Source organism: Bradyrhizobium sp. 170 (genome assembly GCF_023101085.1).
GTDB lineage: Bacteria > Pseudomonadota > Alphaproteobacteria > Rhizobiales > Xanthobacteraceae > Bradyrhizobium.
Map to the genome: position 1 here is coordinate 2,413,085 of NZ_CP064703.1, position 14,842 is coordinate 2,427,926.

20 protein-coding genes are annotated in these 14,842 nt (G+C 61.6%); 11 read left to right on the top strand and 9 right to left on the bottom strand.

All coding sequences use genetic code 11. The annotated features are described in order from the left end of the window. Window positions 1-29 precede the first annotated feature (29 nt). Window positions 30-1,679: an energy-dependent translational throttle protein EttA gene (ettA, locus tag IVB05_RS11195; protein WP_247784206.1), complete on the top strand. Its 1,650-nt coding sequence runs from the start codon at window positions 30-32 to the stop codon at window positions 1,677-1,679. On the opposite strand, the gene IVB05_RS11200 is transcribed toward ettA, so the two are convergent. Continuing rightward, window positions 1,639-2,127: a hypothetical protein gene (locus IVB05_RS11200; RefSeq protein WP_247784207.1), complete on the bottom strand. Its 489-nt coding sequence runs from the start codon at window positions 2,125-2,127 to the stop codon at window positions 1,639-1,641. The two genes, ettA and IVB05_RS11200, sit on opposite strands and share 41 nt — an antisense overlap. Window positions 2,128-2,466: 339 nt before the next feature. Here IVB05_RS11200 and IVB05_RS11205 point away from each other — a divergent pair, with 339 nt between their 5' ends. The 3 genes from IVB05_RS11205 (at window position 2,467) to IVB05_RS11215 (ending at window position 5,358) form a co-directional block, all read left to right on the top strand. Next, window positions 2,467-3,279 (top strand): hypothetical protein, encoded by an 813-nt coding sequence (locus tag IVB05_RS11205; RefSeq protein ID WP_247784208.1) that lies wholly within the window; start codon window positions 2,467-2,469, stop codon window positions 3,277-3,279. A gap of 224 nt (window positions 3,280-3,503) precedes the next feature. Continuing rightward, window positions 3,504-4,091 carry a TIGR00645 family protein gene (locus tag IVB05_RS11210; protein WP_057853003.1) on the top strand — a complete coding sequence of 196 codons (588 nt, stop codon included), beginning with the start codon at window positions 3,504-3,506 and terminating at the stop codon, window positions 4,089-4,091. Window positions 4,092-4,164: 73 nt separating this feature from the next. Beyond that, window positions 4,165-5,358: a lytic murein transglycosylase gene (locus tag IVB05_RS11215; protein WP_247786660.1), complete on the top strand. Its 1,194-nt coding sequence runs from the start codon at window positions 4,165-4,167 to the stop codon at window positions 5,356-5,358. A 204-nt stretch (window positions 5,359-5,562) separates the two neighbouring features. Here the strand turns inward: IVB05_RS11215 and IVB05_RS11220 are convergent, their stop codons facing one another. Continuing rightward, on the bottom strand, window positions 5,563-5,835 hold the full coding sequence (locus IVB05_RS11220) for a hypothetical protein (protein WP_057853001.1): 273 nt from the start codon (window positions 5,833-5,835) through the stop codon (window positions 5,563-5,565). 46 nt (window positions 5,836-5,881) lie between these two features. Here IVB05_RS11220 and IVB05_RS11225 point away from each other — a divergent pair, with 46 nt between their 5' ends. After that, window positions 5,882-6,049 (top strand): hypothetical protein, encoded by a 168-nt coding sequence (locus tag IVB05_RS11225; RefSeq protein ID WP_247784209.1) that lies wholly within the window; start codon window positions 5,882-5,884, stop codon window positions 6,047-6,049. A 17-nt stretch (window positions 6,050-6,066) separates the two neighbouring features. Here IVB05_RS11225 and IVB05_RS11230 read toward each other — a convergent pair whose 3' ends face one another. Beyond that, window positions 6,067-6,378, bottom strand: coding sequence for a hypothetical protein (locus IVB05_RS11230; protein WP_247784210.1), 312 nt, complete (start codon window positions 6,376-6,378; stop codon window positions 6,067-6,069). Window positions 6,379-6,581: 203 nt separating this feature from the next. Between IVB05_RS11230 and IVB05_RS11235 the strand changes: the two genes are divergently transcribed. From IVB05_RS11235 to bfr, 3 genes are all read left to right on the top strand, one after another. Next, entirely contained in the window at window positions 6,582-6,824 is a 243-nt protein-coding gene (locus tag IVB05_RS11235) for a hypothetical protein (RefSeq protein ID WP_247784212.1), read from the top strand. A gap of 180 nt (window positions 6,825-7,004) precedes the next feature. Beyond that, window positions 7,005-7,280, top strand: a complete 276-nt coding sequence (locus IVB05_RS11240; RefSeq protein WP_057839274.1) for a (2Fe-2S)-binding protein — start codon at window positions 7,005-7,007, stop codon at window positions 7,278-7,280. A 140-nt stretch (window positions 7,281-7,420) separates the two neighbouring features. Continuing rightward, complete coding sequence (bfr, locus tag IVB05_RS11245) at window positions 7,421-7,906, top strand: bacterioferritin (RefSeq protein WP_108519161.1); 486 nt, start codon at window positions 7,421-7,423, stop codon at window positions 7,904-7,906. 191 nt (window positions 7,907-8,097) lie between these two features. Here the strand turns inward: bfr and IVB05_RS11250 are convergent, their stop codons facing one another. Both IVB05_RS11250 and IVB05_RS11255 read right to left on the bottom strand, forming a co-directional pair. Further along, window positions 8,098-8,700 (bottom strand): MSMEG_1061 family FMN-dependent PPOX-type flavoprotein, encoded by a 603-nt coding sequence (locus IVB05_RS11250; protein ID WP_247784214.1) that lies wholly within the window; start codon window positions 8,698-8,700, stop codon window positions 8,098-8,100. Window positions 8,701-8,765: 65 nt separating this feature from the next. Then, complete coding sequence (locus IVB05_RS11255; RefSeq protein ID WP_247784216.1) at window positions 8,766-9,119, bottom strand: hypothetical protein; 354 nt, start codon at window positions 9,117-9,119, stop codon at window positions 8,766-8,768. Between the two features lie 372 nt (window positions 9,120-9,491). On the opposite strand from IVB05_RS11255, the gene IVB05_RS11260 reads away from it, so the two are divergent. Beyond that, a complete protein-coding gene (locus IVB05_RS11260) occupies window positions 9,492-10,148 on the top strand; it encodes a hypothetical protein (RefSeq protein ID WP_247784218.1) in 657 nt (218 codons plus the stop codon). 67 nt (window positions 10,149-10,215) lie between these two features. On the opposite strand, the gene IVB05_RS11265 is transcribed toward IVB05_RS11260, so the two are convergent. The 3 genes from IVB05_RS11265 to IVB05_RS11275 all read right to left on the bottom strand — a co-directional run bounded on the left by IVB05_RS11265 (window position 10,216) and on the right by IVB05_RS11275 (window position 12,091). Beyond that, a complete protein-coding gene (locus IVB05_RS11265; RefSeq protein ID WP_247784220.1) occupies window positions 10,216-10,563 on the bottom strand; it encodes an MmcQ/YjbR family DNA-binding protein in 348 nt (115 codons plus the stop codon). A gap of 28 nt (window positions 10,564-10,591) precedes the next feature. Beyond that, on the bottom strand, window positions 10,592-11,653 hold the full coding sequence (locus IVB05_RS11270) for an alpha/beta fold hydrolase (RefSeq protein WP_247784222.1): 1,062 nt from the start codon (window positions 11,651-11,653) through the stop codon (window positions 10,592-10,594). Window positions 11,654-11,851: 198 nt separating this feature from the next. Further along, window positions 11,852-12,091, bottom strand: a complete 240-nt coding sequence (locus IVB05_RS11275; protein WP_247784224.1) for a DUF2188 domain-containing protein — start codon at window positions 12,089-12,091, stop codon at window positions 11,852-11,854. Window positions 12,092-12,221: 130 nt separating this feature from the next. On the opposite strand from IVB05_RS11275, the gene IVB05_RS11280 reads away from it, so the two are divergent. Continuing rightward, window positions 12,222-12,488, top strand: coding sequence for a DUF2277 domain-containing protein (locus IVB05_RS11280; protein ID WP_108518865.1), 267 nt, complete (start codon window positions 12,222-12,224; stop codon window positions 12,486-12,488). Window positions 12,489-12,848: 360 nt separating this feature from the next. Continuing rightward, entirely contained in the window at window positions 12,849-13,376 is a 528-nt protein-coding gene (locus tag IVB05_RS11285; protein WP_247784226.1) for a hypothetical protein, read from the top strand. 342 nt (window positions 13,377-13,718) lie between these two features. Here the strand turns inward: IVB05_RS11285 and IVB05_RS11290 are convergent, their stop codons facing one another. Next, window positions 13,719-14,735, bottom strand: coding sequence for an acetylserotonin O-methyltransferase (locus IVB05_RS11290; protein WP_256473271.1), 1,017 nt, complete (start codon window positions 14,733-14,735; stop codon window positions 13,719-13,721). Window positions 14,736-14,842: the final 107 nt, after the last annotated feature.

Genomic DNA, 14,842 nt, shown 5'->3' on the forward strand with positions numbered 1-14,842 from the left:
GTAAAATCCAACCATTTCCAGGGATCGCGATGGCTCGCCAATTCGTCTATTTCATGCAGGGTTTGACCAAGAGCTACCCGACCCGGAAGGTGCTCGATAACGTCCATCTCTCGTTCTACCCCGACGCCAAGATCGGCGTGCTCGGCGTCAACGGCTCCGGCAAGTCGACGCTGCTCAAGATCATGGCCGGCCTCGACAAGGAATATAACGGCGAGGCCTGGGTCGCCGAGGGCGCCCGCGTCGGCTATCTCGAGCAGGAGCCGCATCTCGATCCTGCGCTCAACGTCCGCGAAAACGTCATGCTGGGCGTCGCCAAGAAGAAGGCGATCCTCGATCGCTACAACGAACTGGCGATGAACTATTCGGAAGAGACCGCCGACGAGATGACCAAGCTGCAGGACGAGATCGAGGCCGCGGGCCTCTGGGATCTCGACAGCAAGGTCGACCAGGCGATGGACGCGCTGCGCTGCCCGCCTGACGATTCCGACGTGACAAAACTTTCGGGCGGCGAGCGCCGTCGCGTCGCGCTCTGCAAGCTGCTGCTCGACCAGCCGGAGTTGCTGCTGCTGGACGAGCCGACCAACCATCTCGACGCCGAGTCGGTGTCGTGGCTGGAAGGCCATTTGCGCAATTATCCCGGCGCGATCCTGATCGTGACCCACGACCGCTACTTCCTCGACAATGTCACCGGATGGATCCTCGAACTCGATCGCGGCAAGGGCATTCCCTACGAGGGCAATTATTCGTCCTGGCTGGTGCAGAAGCAGAAGCGCCTCGAGCAGGAAGGCCGCGAGGATGCCGCGCACCAGAAGACGCTCGCCCGCGAGCAGGAGTGGATCGCGTCCTCGCCGAAGGCGCGCCAGGCCAAGTCGAAGGCGCGCTATCAGCGCTATGAGGATCTGTTGAAGCAGGCGAGCGAGAAGCAGGCCACGACTGCGCAGATCACCATTCCCGTCGCCGAGCGCCTTGGCCAGAACGTCGTCGACTTCGAAGGGCTCCACAAGAGCTTCGGCGACCGCATGCTGATCGAGAATCTCACCTTCAAGCTGCCGCCGGGCGGCATCGTCGGCGTGATCGGCGCCAACGGCGCCGGCAAGACCACGCTGTTCCGCATGATCACCGGGCAGGAGAAGCCGGACCAGGGCACGATCACCGTCGGTGAGAGCGTGCATCTCGGTTACGTCGATCAGTCGCGCGACGATCTCGACGGCAAGAAAAACGTTTGGGAGGAGATTTCCGGCGGCAACGAACTGATCCTGCTCGGCAAGCGCGAGGTGAACTCTCGCGGCTATTGCTCCTCGTTCAACTTCAAGGGCGCCGACCAGCAGAAGAAGGTCGGCGCGCTGTCAGGCGGCGAGCGCAACCGCGTGCATCTGGCCAAGATGCTCAAGTCCGGCGCCAACGTGCTGCTGCTCGACGAACCGACCAACGACCTCGACGTCGATACGCTGCGTGCGCTGGAAGAGGCGCTGGAGGACTTCGCCGGCTGCGCCGTCATCATCAGCCATGATCGCTGGTTCCTCGACCGCATCGCCACCCACATCCTGTCCTTCGAAGGCGACAGCCATGTCGAATGGTTCGAAGGCAACTTCCAGGACTATGAGAAAGACAAGATGCGCCGGCTCGGCCAGGACAGCATCATTCCGCATCGCGTGAAGTACAAGAAGCTGACGCGGTGAGCCTCTGCCTGATATCGCCGAATCCGTCGAGAAAGCTGCGCGCGCGGGGCAGCGCGTCATGAAGGAATTGCTTCGGCTCGCGCAGCCAAAGTCCCTCGATCTGCCGCGAGCGCTGTTCTGAAATCAGAACATCGGCCGGCAAGCCCACCACCGCGGCGTCCCAGCCGGGAAAGAATCGCCGGCCGCGCTTGAAGGCCAAGGCGAGCAGGCGCTGTTCGGTGGTGAGGCCGTGATAGTCGAAGGCATTGATCCCGTCGGTGACGTAGATGTGGTTGCCGCTGAATCCGGCCGCCGGCTTGATCCATCGGGCGCGGAATTCGAGATCGGGATATCGTTCCAGAAACGCAAAGGCCAGCACCTGACAGGCGCCGTTAGCGAAGAAGTGCCGGTCGGGTCGGTGCCACCGCCGGACCGGATCGATCTTCACGTTGATCTTCGGAAAGAACATCGCGGCGCCATCTTTCTCGATGATTCGGTGTCATGATAGTTTCACCTGATGATCGAGAGTATATCTTTGTTTCCAGGCGCGTCGGACCTCTTCACGGACATCAAATGATGGGGGCAGTCGTTGATGGGGATAGTGGCTCTGTAACGAGACGACCGCGCGGACGTCTTCGCAGCGTGGTCAGATTGCGTAGATATAGACCTCCCTCCGCAATTCGAATCCTGTCAGACGCGGTGATTTCAGGCAAAGTTTGAACGATTGACGACGAGTCCGGTTAACTCCGCTCCTTAACCGGAAATTGTGTGCTTGTCGCCGACAACCTCCCCGAAAGAGGAGACGCAGATGGGCGGTTTCATGTCTGGTTCGCAGTTTGGCGTGAAGGCCGGCTGGCGCGTCGGGATTTTTCTCGCGCTGACGATCGGCTTTCCATTCATCGTCTATGGCTTGGTCGTCGCGACCGGTGCGCGCGGCGTTGGCGGCGCCGCCGGCGCGGTCGCCGTCGTTGCCGGCGTTTTTCTGAAACCGGTTATCATTCTCGGCTTCGTGATTTCGCTGCTCTCGCCGTGCTGGCAGCGCATGCGCAGTCTCGGCTTTCCCGGGTTTGTCGGGCTGCTCGCGCCGTTTCTTTTTCTGCTGGACTGGCCTTATTTCCTGGTCGCCGGCGCGCATTGGGGCGTCGGCTTTTCGCTGGGCATCTTGAAGTTCAACGCACCGCTATTCGCGATCACCGCGCTGGCGATGCTGATCGCCATGGCTGTTGCCTCGCCGCCGGACGATAGTTCGCCAAGCCAACGCATGGCTGGACGGATTGGCGGCACGCTCGCCATCGTGCTGTTCGTGATCGCGTTGCTGACGGGAGGCGCGATGTTGTGGGTCATGGGCAGCATCTGGTTCATGTCGCCCGGCGGCAAGCCCGCGCCGTTCATCTTCCCGGCGAAGCTCGGCTACTGGGCGATGGTCATCAAGCCGTTCATCTGCGCGGCCTTTTGCATGGCGATGGCAGCCATGGCTTATTTGTCACGCAGGGAGAGCGGACATTCGCCCGGAGGCAGCGGACATGCGCCCGGGAGCAGCGAAACCGGCGGCGGCGCGGTGATGCGATCGCCACCTTCCGCTGCGCCTGGCCCGTCCCGCGTCGTATTCGGCAGGCGCTGAACGCTGCCACATCGTCTCCAACGCGGTCGTCTCGATCGCGAGATCGGGCTTTGCGGAAACTTTCAGGCGGGGTCGTGCAACACCGCCATTTTGCCTTGAATCTCCGGCTAACGTGACGATCCCGTAATATGCGCTGCGGCCAGTTGTCGCTTCACAGCGCGGTCAGATTGCGTAGATATAGGGCTCCTTCCGCAATTCGAATCCCCTGCAGCGAGCCCTCCTGAATGTCCCTTACTCCCGAAACACCCTTGCCGCCCAAAGCTCAGAGGAAGGCATTGCGTCCGGTCCCGCTGCTGATCTTCAGCTCCCGCTGGCTGCAACTGCCGCTCTATCTTGGCCTGATCGTCGCGCAGGGCGTCTATGTGGTGCTGTTTCTGAAGGAGTTGTGGCATCTGTTCGCCCACGCCTTCGATTTCAGCGAGCAGCAGATCATGCTGGCGGTATTGGGCCTGATCGACGTGGTGATGATTTCCAACCTGCTGGTGATGGTCATCGTCGGCGGCTACGAGACGTTCGTCTCCCGTCTCAATCTGGAAGGACATCCCGACCAGCCGGAATGGCTCAGCCACGTCAACGCCAGCGTGCTCAAGATCAAGCTCGCGATGGCCATCATCGGCATTTCCTCGATTCATCTGCTGCGCACGTTCATTGAGGCCGGTGGATTGGCCTCGGGCAAGAGCGGCTACACCGAAACCGGCGTGATGTGGCAGACTATCATCCACACGGTTTTCATTCTGTCGGCGATCGGCATTGCCTATGTCGACAGGTTGTCGAATGTTTCCACCGAACATGCCAAGGCCGCCTCGCATTGATGGGCGGCGTGTCGATCGACAGGATTCCGGTTTGCGACAGAGGTTGATAGCCGCGGTTCTGATACTGGCAGCGATGACGCCGGGCGCGGCACGCCCGGCTCACGCCGCCGACGCCGCCTTCACCCAGTTCATCGCTTCGCTGTGGCCGGAGGCGCAGGCGGCCGGCGTGTCGCGCGCGACGTTCGATGCCGAGACGAAGGGGCTCGAGCCCGATTACAAATTGCCCGATCTCCTGCTGCCGGGCCGGCCCGCCACCGGCGCGCCGTCGCAGGCCGAGTTCGTGCAGGTGCCGGCCGATTACGTGAAGGAAGCTTCCATCGCGCGGCTGGCCGCCGAGGGGCAGAAGCTGATGCAGAAGCATCGCGCGGCGCTCACCGAGATCGAAAAGCGCTTCGGCGTTCCTTCAAGCGTGGTGCTCGCGATCTGGGGTCGCGAGACGGACTTTGGCCGCTACCGGCTGCCTTATGACACGCTGCGCGTGGTTGCGACGCAGGCTTATGTCGGCCGGCGCAAGGATCAGTACCGGGGCGAGTTCATTCTGGCGCTGAAGCTTCTCGGCGAGGGCGCCGTGGCGCGCAGGGATTTTCGTTCGTCCTGGGCCGGCGCCACCGGTCTCACGCAATTCCTGCCATCCGAGTACTACAAGCACGGCGTCGATCTGGACGGCGACGGCAAAGTCGACATCTGGAATTCAGTTCCAGATGCGCTGGCTGCGGCCGCGCAGCAGCTCGTCAACAAGGGTTGGCAGCCCGGCGTGCGCTGGGCCTACGAGGTGAAGGCGCCCGCCAATGTCGATTGCACCACGGGCGTGCCCGAGGTGACGAAGCCGATCGCCGAATGGCTGCGCGCCGGCTTTGCGCCGGTGCGCGGGCAGAGATTGAGCGCAGCCGAGCAGGCGCAGCCGGCCTCGCTGTTGCAGGTGGAGGGCATCTACGGCCCGGCATTCCTGACCACGAAGAACTACTTCGTCATCAAGGAATATAATTTCTCCGACTTGTATGTGCTGTTCGTCGGCCATCTCGCCGACCGCATGACGAGCCCGCAGCCGTTTGCGACTCCATGGTCGGCCTCGACGCAGTTGCGTTCCGCCGATGTCGCAGCCATGCAGCGTCATTTGACGCGGATCGGCCTCTACAAGGACAAGCTCGACGGCAAGGCGGGCATGCAGACCCGCGCGGCGCTGGGCGCGTATCAGAAATCCGCCGGCCTCAAGGTCGATTGCTGGCCGAGCGAAGCCGTGCTGCGCTCCATGAGTGCGGGGCGCTGACGGCTTCGTAGATTATTGTAGCCCGGACGAGCGAAGCGAAATCCGGGAGCGGTGCCAACCAAATGGAATAGCCGGTGGTTTTGTCGCCCCTGTCCCCGGGGTCGCTTCGCTCGCCCGGGCTACGGTACCGGGCAAAGAAAAAGCCCGGCCGAGATATCGGCCGGGCTCTTGATCAAGACGCGGCTCGCGCGCCAATCGATCAGATCAGTTGCAGACCTCGACGCGGCGATAGCGCCAGTCATAGCCGTCCCAGAAGCGCTCGCGAACCATCCGGCACGCCGGGTAGGGCGCTTCTTCCACGTACACCGGACCGCCGTAGGCCGGGCGGCTGGAGGCAATCGCGCCACCGATGATCGCGCCGCCGAGCAAGCCGGCCGCCACGCCTGCGGCAACGCCGCGCTGCGCGCTTGCGGGTGTCGAGGCAAGCGAACCGGCAATCGTTGCGACCGCGACCAAGGCAGCAAATGTCTTCTTCATGTCCTGGGCTCTCCTGGGGTGGCGCCTTCGAGCGCCGGGTTTAGGGATGACTCACACGCTGTTTTCGAACTGCCGCTTCGCTAAAAAAGCGCACATGGGTCAATCGAAAGTAAACGTTCTGAACGTGTGGCCGGAAAAAGCGGTCTTTTTCGGGCCGGAAATGACATGCATCCCGGAAAAGCCGCGCTGTTCCGGGCTGCTGGATGCAATTTAATGAAGATGAACGGCCTGCTAGTCGCAAATCCTGACGTTGCGGACCCGCCAGCCGTAACCATCCCAGAACCGCTGCCGCTGCCAGATGCAGGATTCGCCGTAGCCGGGATCGACCACATAGGCCGGGCCGCCATAGCCAGGCGCATAATGGCCCGGGCCGTAATAATAGCCGTTCTGCGAAGCGATCGCGCCACCGACGATGGCGCCGCCGATCAATCCGGCGGCGACGCCTGCTGCGACACCACGCTGCGCATGGGCGGGAGCCGGGATCGCCACCGCGGAAACGGTCAGCGCGGCGGCGGCACCGAGCGCCATCAATGTCTTCTTCATGGCCTCACCTTTCTCGTGGGAAGCAGGGGGATGTTGGGTCCGTCACAGCAAAAGTTCCACATTTCGTTTGAATGATCAATGAACGGCCGTGCCTCCCGGGCGACGAAAACGGAGGGATCGGCGGGTTGCGGTGTAAAGATACCTAAGATCCTGACCCGGGCACTGGGAACGAAGACACGATGACGAGCGGAATGGCGGTATTCATGGTGGCGATCGGCGGGACGTCGCTGATTTTCTACCTGCTGATGAACCGGGTGCAAAACCGCAAGGACAAGCGCGAGAGCGCGGGCGGCGACGCTTCCAGCGGAAGTTCGAGCTACAGCTCCGGTGGCGATGGCGGGAGCCTGCTTTCCTGGTTCGGCAGCGACAGTTCTTCGTCGGACAGTTCCACTTCGTCCAGCGATTCCGGCGGAGACAGCGGAGGCGGCGGCGGTGGCGGCGATTGACGCCGAAAACACCGCCGATTCAGCGCCAGTGTGATTTACCGCAACGATGCCTTTTTAGATTCATTCCAGTATTTCCCCGGCATCAGTTTGGAATTGCTTGAAAATGCGGCTTTTCCTTTTGCATCTCGTCGCGCTCTTAAATATCGATGAGGTCGCATCACACAGGGTTTTACCGGTTTCATGATCGTCTGTTCCTGCAATGTTTTGAGCGACCACGATGTCCGTAATGCCGTAAGTGCAGCCTCGGACCTGCCGCGCAATCCGAAACAGATTTACGGTTGCCTCGGCTGCAGCGCCGAATGCGGCCGGTGCGCGCGCACGATCAAGACCATCATCGACGAAGCCCTCGGCGCCTGCGCCAAGGAATGCTGCTCCGGCTGTCCGCACAGCCGCCACGCTGCCAACGATGAGCCCGCGCAGGAAGCAGCCCCGGCCTTCGCGCTCGCCGCCTGCTGAAAATCCACCTGAATCCGCTGATTTTCCGGTGTTCCCACCGCTTTTTTAGCGGAACGGTTGCTCTCGGCACCAAACTCATTTAGAAGCGTTCTAAATGCAGTGTCAGGCCGGGGTTCGGCCTGAGAAAATCGGAGTGCACCATGCAGGGCGATCCCAAAGTCATCGACTTTCTCAACAAGGGCCTGCGCAGCGAGCTCACCGCGATCAACCAGTACTGGCTGCATTACCGGCTCCTGAACAATTGGGGCCTTTTGGAAATGGCCAAGGTCTGGCGCAAGGAATCCATCGAGGAGATGGAGCACGCCGACAAGTTCACCGACCGGATCCTGTTCCTCGACGGCTTTCCCAACATGCAGGTGCTCGATCCGCTCCGCATCGGGCAGAACGTTCAGGAGATCATCGAATGTGACCTTGCAACCGAGATGACGGCGCGCACGCTCTATCAGGAAGCCGCGACCTATTGCCATGGCGTCAAGGATTACGTCTCGCGCGATCTGTTCGAGAGCGTGATGAAGGATGAGGAACATCACATCGATTTCCTCGAAACCCAACTCGATTTGATCAAGCGCATCGGGCTTGATCTCTACACACAGAAGCATGTCGGCGGGCTGGAGAACGGGGACTAGCCCACGCTCTTGGAACGCTCACAACTGTCCGCCTCACAACTGTCATCACCCGCCTTGTGCGCAATTGCGCACTGGGGCGGGTGATCCAGTATTCCAGAGACGCCAGTGACTGAATCGAAAAGCTGCGGGGTACTGGATACCCCGCCTTCGCGGGGTATGACGACCGGATTTGGGTCAGCAAAGATATCGCCCTACAATTGCGTCTTGTAGCGCTCGTAGATCACGTCCTGGCTTTCGCGCTCGCCGAGTCCGGTCTGGTCGTGGATCACTTCGCCGATGCTGGGCATCACCGAGCGCTCGACGCGCTCATCTCCCCACAATTTCGAGCGCATCAGCGCCTTGCCGCAGTGGAAATAGGCCTCCCTCACGTCGATGCGCAGCACCGCGCGCGGCGGCTTGCCGAACTCGATCATCGAGGACATCAGCTCCGGGTCGACAGACACCTTGCCCTTGCCGCCGACGCGCAGCGTCTCGTCGATGCCGGGGACGAAGAAGATCAGCTGCACGAAGCCCGAGCCCTCGATGATGTTGCGAAAACTGTCGATGCGGTTGTTTCCCGAGCGATCCGGCATCAGCAGCAGGTTCGCTCTTGCAACATGGATGAAGCCGGGATTGCCGCCGCGCGGCGATGCATCGACGCTGCCGTCCGAGCCTGAGGTGGCCAGCACGCAGAACGGCGACATGCCGATGAATTTCTTCGCGTGGACGTCGATCTCCGGCCGTGCTTTTGCGATCACGCGGGGCGAGGGCGCGGGATAGATCGTGGCGAGGTCGTCGGCGGAAAAATCGGTCACGGGCGGCTCCGTTCAGTTTCGCCCAAGATTATCATCCTGCGGCACGGGCGTCATCCTGAGAGAATCTAAACCGCGTCCGCCGGCACGAAGCAGCTGATGATGATGCTGCCACGATGGTGCACGTACCACACCACGGCTTCGCCGATCGGGTTGCCCTGATCGCGAATGACAGCGCGCTCGGGCACCTGCATCCATTGACCCTCGATCGGAACCCAATAGGCGCCACCGCGAACGTCGTAGCTGGTGCGATGTCCGTCCGACTCATCGCAGCAGGGCACGCCGTTCGGCGCAATCACGCTCTTGAACCAGGCGCGGATATCCGGCGGCACATGGCCGAACTGGCCCCTGTCGACGGCGAGCGCCGTGCTGGCCAGCACCGGCAGAAAGGCGATCAAAACGAACTGCGCGAGTCTCCGCATCCGGTCCTCCGCTGTGTTGCCGTTCTCCTCGCGAGCATGCGACCCACGAATCGTATCGCGGACAATTCAACCGGACTCCGCTTGCGGATGCGCGCTCAAATAATAAGCGATGGGGCCGTTCCCAAATTGATGCGGTGCGAAATCAGGACTTCTGGCTGGCCGTCCCATACACAGGCTTGATGCGAGCCATGGCTGGCCCAACAGTCGTATCGAACTGAGCTGCCTTGAAATAAGGGCAGCATGAACGTGCTATCGATCTTGCGTGTGGATTCGTGGTGAGTACCAGGCGCAGCAAGCTGCCAAACTACGGTCTCGCCGCTTGTGGTTGGTGGAAGGAGCCGCTCCACGGTCATCACCACGATTGGAAACATCTTGGGCACGAACCCGAAGATTGCGATAGGCCTGCTTTCACCCGTGGGATTGCTGTTTGCGCTCCCCGTCTTGCTCTGGGCTTTCAGCTTTACTGAACTCATCGGGCTGGAGAAATGCAGCATCGGTTCGATTAGCGACGTCGAATACCAGCGCATCCTGTCTCGGGCCGGCGCGCAAAGCTGGACAGTATGGCCTGGTCTGTCGAATGGAGTGTTTTGGCCGTCGGACAGTGGCTTTCGCGGCCCGACCGCATCTTTCAGAAGCAACATAAATGATCAGCTTCTCTCACATATCAGAGAACTTGCCGGAACCGAGCCGTCCGTTAATCGTCAACTGGCCTCGGCCCATGCCGTTATGCGCAGCATGGGCGCGGAATATGTCGAAACCCATGAAATGCCGGACATGCGCCGGGATCGCGCCAGTTCGCGCGTCCGTTTCACATACTACTTGCCCCAGGTTCGGTTCGCGCCTGCGTGCGTTCTTTGCCTGATATGGTGGTACACGACCATTGACGTGATCTTTTCTCATGACCTCGCCACCGACCGATACGAGCTGCGGGCAGTGAACGTTCTGCACGCCGGGCTGAAAGGTGGTACCCCCGACAAAAATAGGGCCCGCAACGTCCCATGGGGTAGCTGCCCCGAGTTTCGAAGATAACGGACGATTGGATCGAGCGATGGTTAGCAACGCAAGCTGCGGGACCGCAGGTTGATGCGGCGCGAAATCAAGGCTGCTTTGTCGCGCGCCGTTTGGTGGAAGCTTTCGGCGCGACGTTGTTCCAGGCCATGCCGAGTGCGCTCCTCAGCGTCGCTGCATCGGCCTTGGCCAGCCGCACATTGGTGTTGCCGTGCTTGCCCCATCCGCCCGGCACCGGACGGAAGATTTCCGGCTCGGCCTCGACCAGCACCGATTGCTGTTCGGACGTGAGCTTGACCATGCCCCATTTATCATCGGGATAGCCGAGCGTTGCAAAGATGCGTTTTCCAATGCGGAAATCGGCATGGCCTTGATGCGATCCTTCGACAGCTCCCGGGAGAGCGAGCGCCACACGGCGAAAATGGTTCGACGACATCGCGCACTCGTTTCAACGTTTGGTCAGCCTACATCGCCCGCTGCGGCGCGCTCCGCAGCAGCTCCTGCAGTTCCTTCTTGTAGAACTTCGCATTGCCCGTGGTGAGATGGCCCCGCGTCTCGGTCGAGGCTGATATCAGGAACAGGCGGCCGTTCTTGACGCGCTTCAGCGCGGCATCCGTGACGCCGGTTTCCGGCGGATTGCGCTCGTCGTCGGCGGCATTGATCAACAACAGTGTGGCCTCGATCTTCTCCAGCGACGGCGCAGGATTGCAATCATGCGAGGCTTCCCACTGGTAGATGAAGTCGTTGGCATCGGCGGTGATGGCGGTGGCCAGCCGGTCGTCGACCATCTTGTCGGCTTTTGCGGCCGTCGGCGCCAGCGCCTGATAGGCCAGCGTTCCGCCGCCGGTCGCGATGCCGTAGGCGTTGATGGCGTATTTCATCATGCGCGGCTGGGTAATGTAGTTGCCGCGATTATAGTCGGGATCGTTCTTGATCGTCTCCAGCATCATCCGCCGCAGCATCCAGTTGCGCGCCGCCATCTCGGTCGGCTGTGACGCCATCGGCACCAGCGCGTCCATGAACTGCGGATACTTGCCGCCCCAGATCCAGGTGTGCATGCCGCCCATCGAATTGCCGATCACGAGCCGCAGATGCTTTACGCCGAGCCCTTCCTTGACCAGGCGATACTGCGCGTCGACCATGTCCTCGTAATTGTATCTGGGAAATGCGGTCTTCATGCCGTCGGAGGGTTTTGACGATTTGCCGTGGCCGACGCTATCGGGAATGATGATGTAGTATTTCGCGGCATCCAGCGGCTGGCCGGGGCCGAACAATTCGCCGCCAAAACCCGGTGTCAGCATGCTGGCGGCCGAGCCGCCCGAGCCGTGCAGCACCAGCACCGGCTGTCCGGTCGGCTCGCCGATCGTGGTGTAGTGCAGCCGCAGCTCCGGCATCGTCTCGCCGGAGTGGAATTTGAAATCCCTGGCGATCCACTCGCCGTGCTTCGGTGCGGGATAGTCGGCCGCGAAGGCCGTGATGGATGTCAAGGCGAAGGCCGCTGACAAGGCTGCGCGCGACAAATTCATGATGGTCTCCCCAGGGGCCACGGCGATCTTGTGCACCGCTTGCGGGGAACCTTATCACACCGGTTATTTCCGTCACCAGATCGGCGGCGCTGCGAGCTGCCCATAGCGTTTTCGAGCGAAGTGGATACCGGTTCGCGTGAAGAAAACGCGTCAAAACAAGAATCTAGCATCGGTTCTGATTCGATCAGAACCGATGCTCTAACCCTCGACTTCGGTTTCCGGCCGGTCATTGCCGGCGGCGGTCTCGGAGTGCCATCGTCCATCCGGGGTTTCGTACTCGATCACCTCCGTGCGGCCCGGCACCCGCTGCTCGGCGGCCGCGCGCCGGGCGGCCGCCAGCGCTGCGGCGCGGTTCGGAAACGGCTCGGAAAACACGCCGTTGACGGTGTAGGCCCAGCCGCCGTCATGTTCGACGATCTTGTAGGTCACATGGGTCATCGGGAACTCGCTGTTTGCAGGTGCCGACAGGGGTGAACGCGCCGCGTGATCCATGACAGAATAGGCCACGCCGTCGGATTTTGCACCGGCCGTTCGTCCTTGACCGACGACGGGTGCAGAGGAGAGAACCATGTGCCGCAACATCAAGACCCTGTTCAATTTCGATCCCCCGGCTACCCACGCCGAAATCCATGCTTCCGCGCTGCAATTCGTCCGCAAGCTTTCCGGTTTCAATTCGCCGTCGCAGGCGAACGCCGAGGCGTTCAACCGCGCGGTTTCCGAAGTTTCCGACAGCGCACGGCGCCTGCTGGCCTCGCTGCAGACCAACGCCGCGCCGCGCGACCGCGAGGTCGAGGCCGAGAAGGCGAGGGAGCGCTCGCGGGCGAGGTTCGGCTAGGGACGTCGACTCACAGCGGATGTATCGATCCTCTGCACCGCGGCCAGCGCACCCCAGCCCTGCCGCAGCCGACACGCGCGGGTGCAATGAGCGGGCCTAACGGTTGACGCTTGACCGACCTTCAAACAAGTCGATTCTCTTGTCGTGCGACGATCTCACAAACGCCCCAGGGCTGCTGTGCTCCTGCCTCCCTTCCGTCAAACCAGGATCGCCTCTTCCCTCAAGAATTTGGAAGAACCGTCGGTGGAGGTACCAATGTTATACTCGCAAAGCCCACCACTGACAGCCGATGAACCTTCGTCCGGCGGGCTTGCGCGCGATCCGGACGCCCGATTCGATCCGCGCATTGGCAGGCGGCGCATGAAGCCGTCGATCGATCCTCCCCATCACTACCGCTTCGGGGAGGGGCCGCTGGCGAGCGGCCGGCCGTCGATTGGCAGGCGAATACTCCGCACCCTTACCCGGTTCTCTATTGCGGTTCTCATCGGTGTCGGCGCCACGCTTGGCTGGCAGTCCTACGGTGATGCAGCAAAGGAGATGCTAATAGCCCAGGCTCCGGCGCTGGCCTGGGTGTTATCCGTTTCGACGACGAAGTCGCCAGTCGTGGCCGCAACTTCCGCTGACCCGATGCGGCAGCTTGCGCCCTTGGCGTCCAATCTCGATGTCGTGCGGCGCAACGTAGAACAACTCGCTGCCAAGCAAGAACAGATGGCCCAGAACATTGCGGCACTACGGGCTGTTCACGAGGACGTCAGACAGAAGATATCGTCAGCTCCTTCGGCCCCGGCCCCAGCCCAGCAGGCCGCCTCGATCCCGCAGCCCAAACCTCCGCAAGCCAAGATAGAATCTCGCCTGCCGCCTCCCGCCGGACCACAGCTCTCGCGCTGACGGCCCAGATTGCCGGCGGCGAAATTGATCAACGTGACCCGGTCAACTCATGGCGACCGAACCTCCCGCCTCAGTTCACTTCGAGCTTCATCTTGAGGGGTTATCACCGCGCTCACGCAACATCGGTGGCGCTCTCCTCTGCGACCGTCGCTTCCAACGCGGGATGCGTGCCATGACTGCTGTTGGGCACGTTTGAGACATGCCGACCGGCTCTGAAGATGTCCGTTAATCGGGCAGACCGGAAGTGATCAGTATACTGTCAAAGCGACGCGAATGACCGGAACGAACATCAATAGCCTTGAGGACGCGGTTCCATGGGGTTTGGGCCTCTAAGGGGGCGCATCATCTAGTTTTTCGCGCCAGCACGATGCTCATTCCAGCCGGCGCGGCGCCGTATTGAACTTCGATGTCTGCGAAACCGGCGTCCTCGAGCCAGCTGCGGTGCTCGCGCTCCGTATAGGCCTGGCCGGCGTCATAAATGCTGAGGAAGATGAGGTTCATTGCGACAGCCGCGACAGGTTCGAGCCGGCTGTCCTGCAGGATGTGGCCAACGATGATGAGCAGGCCGCCCGGCTCGATTGCCTCGCCAACATTGTGCAGCGCGCGGCGCGCCTCATCGGGCCCCAGCACCTGGATCAGATTGCGCAGCACGGCGACATCGAAGCGCCCTTCGGGCGCGCATGCCAGCACGTCGGCCGCGCGCACCTGTACGCGGTCTGTCATGCCCGCCTCCTCGACGAACAATCGCGCAATTTCGGCGACCCGCGGCAGCTCAAACACTGTCGCGCGCAGATCGCGGCAATTCTGGCAAGCAGCAATAGCCAGCCCCCCTGAGCCGCCGCCGACGTCCATAAGATGTCGGAGACCAGTGAAGCTGCAGCTTGCAGCCAGCTGGCGGCCGGTCGCCAGCGCCGCCGGATGGAGGCCGCGAAAGAAGGCGGCAAGCTCGGCATCCGACATTGCTGCGAAGTCATGCTTTTTGTGGGGTGCGCCGTCGCGGATCGACTGGCCTGCCGTGAGAGCCGCACTCCAAAGATCGGAGTACAGCTCATGCGCGCCGCCGAGATAAGTCGACCGGCCGCGCACGAGATAGAGATCGCTCTCGGGCGTGTTGGCGAACTGATCGTCTTCAATCCTCAGCAACTCGGCATTGACCAACGCGTATAGCAGCGGTCGAAGCTTCTCCTGAGGAACATCTAACGCTTCCGCCAGCCTTGCGCTGCTCATCGGCCCGTCCTTGAGCGGGGTAAAGACGTCGAGCTGCATCCCGGCCAGCATCGCCATCGAAGGATAGACGCCGTAGACATGCCGAAAGAATGTCTTCGGTTCGATCTTCCCCTGTTCCGGCTGTGACGCCATAGCATTTTCCCCTTGAATGGTAAGGTGCTCACATCACCTTCGAACCCCAGCAATTAGCTCGTTGGCGGTCTACATACCTCGGATGGTGCCTCGTTGAATACGCCATC

Coding starts and splice junctions, on each gene's coding strand:
- IVB05_RS11255 (WP_247784216.1), bottom strand. CDS start 9,119: ATGCGGAGACTCGCGCAGTTCGTTTTGATCGCCTTTCTGCCGGTGCTG.
- IVB05_RS11235 (WP_247784212.1), top strand. CDS start 6,582: ATGGTGGCGATCGGCGGGACGTCGCTGATTTTCTACCTGCTGATGAAC.
- IVB05_RS11290 (WP_256473271.1), bottom strand. CDS start 14,735: ATGGCGTCACAGCCGGAACAGGGGAAGATCGAACCGAAGACATTCTTT.
- IVB05_RS11280 (WP_108518865.1), top strand. CDS start 12,222: ATGTGCCGCAACATCAAGACCCTGTTCAATTTCGATCCCCCGGCTACC.
- IVB05_RS11285 (WP_247784226.1), top strand. CDS start 12,849: ATGAAGCCGTCGATCGATCCTCCCCATCACTACCGCTTCGGGGAGGGG.
- bfr (WP_108519161.1), top strand. CDS start 7,421: ATGCAGGGCGATCCCAAAGTCATCGACTTTCTCAACAAGGGCCTGCGC.
- IVB05_RS11220 (WP_057853001.1), bottom strand. CDS start 5,835: ATGAAGAAGACATTTGCTGCCTTGGTCGCGGTCGCAACGATTGCCGGT.
- IVB05_RS11270 (WP_247784222.1), bottom strand. CDS start 11,653: ATGAATTTGTCGCGCGCAGCCTTGTCAGCGGCCTTCGCCTTGACATCC.
- IVB05_RS11265 (WP_247784220.1), bottom strand. CDS start 10,563: ATGTCGTCGAACCATTTTCGCCGTGTGGCGCTCGCTCTCCCGGGAGCT.
- IVB05_RS11205 (WP_247784208.1), top strand. CDS start 2,467: ATGGGCGGTTTCATGTCTGGTTCGCAGTTTGGCGTGAAGGCCGGCTGG.
- IVB05_RS11210 (WP_057853003.1), top strand. CDS start 3,504: ATGTCCCTTACTCCCGAAACACCCTTGCCGCCCAAAGCTCAGAGGAAG.
- IVB05_RS11200 (WP_247784207.1), bottom strand. CDS start 2,127: ATGTTCTTTCCGAAGATCAACGTGAAGATCGATCCGGTCCGGCGGTGG.
- IVB05_RS11215 (WP_247786660.1), top strand. CDS start 4,165: ATGACGCCGGGCGCGGCACGCCCGGCTCACGCCGCCGACGCCGCCTTC.
- IVB05_RS11275 (WP_247784224.1), bottom strand. CDS start 12,091: ATGACCCATGTGACCTACAAGATCGTCGAACATGACGGCGGCTGGGCC.
- IVB05_RS11240 (WP_057839274.1), top strand. CDS start 7,005: ATGATCGTCTGTTCCTGCAATGTTTTGAGCGACCACGATGTCCGTAAT.
- IVB05_RS11225 (WP_247784209.1), top strand. CDS start 5,882: ATGACTCACACGCTGTTTTCGAACTGCCGCTTCGCTAAAAAAGCGCAC.
- ettA (WP_247784206.1), top strand. CDS start 30: ATGGCTCGCCAATTCGTCTATTTCATGCAGGGTTTGACCAAGAGCTAC.
- IVB05_RS11230 (WP_247784210.1), bottom strand. CDS start 6,378: ATGAAGAAGACATTGATGGCGCTCGGTGCCGCCGCCGCGCTGACCGTT.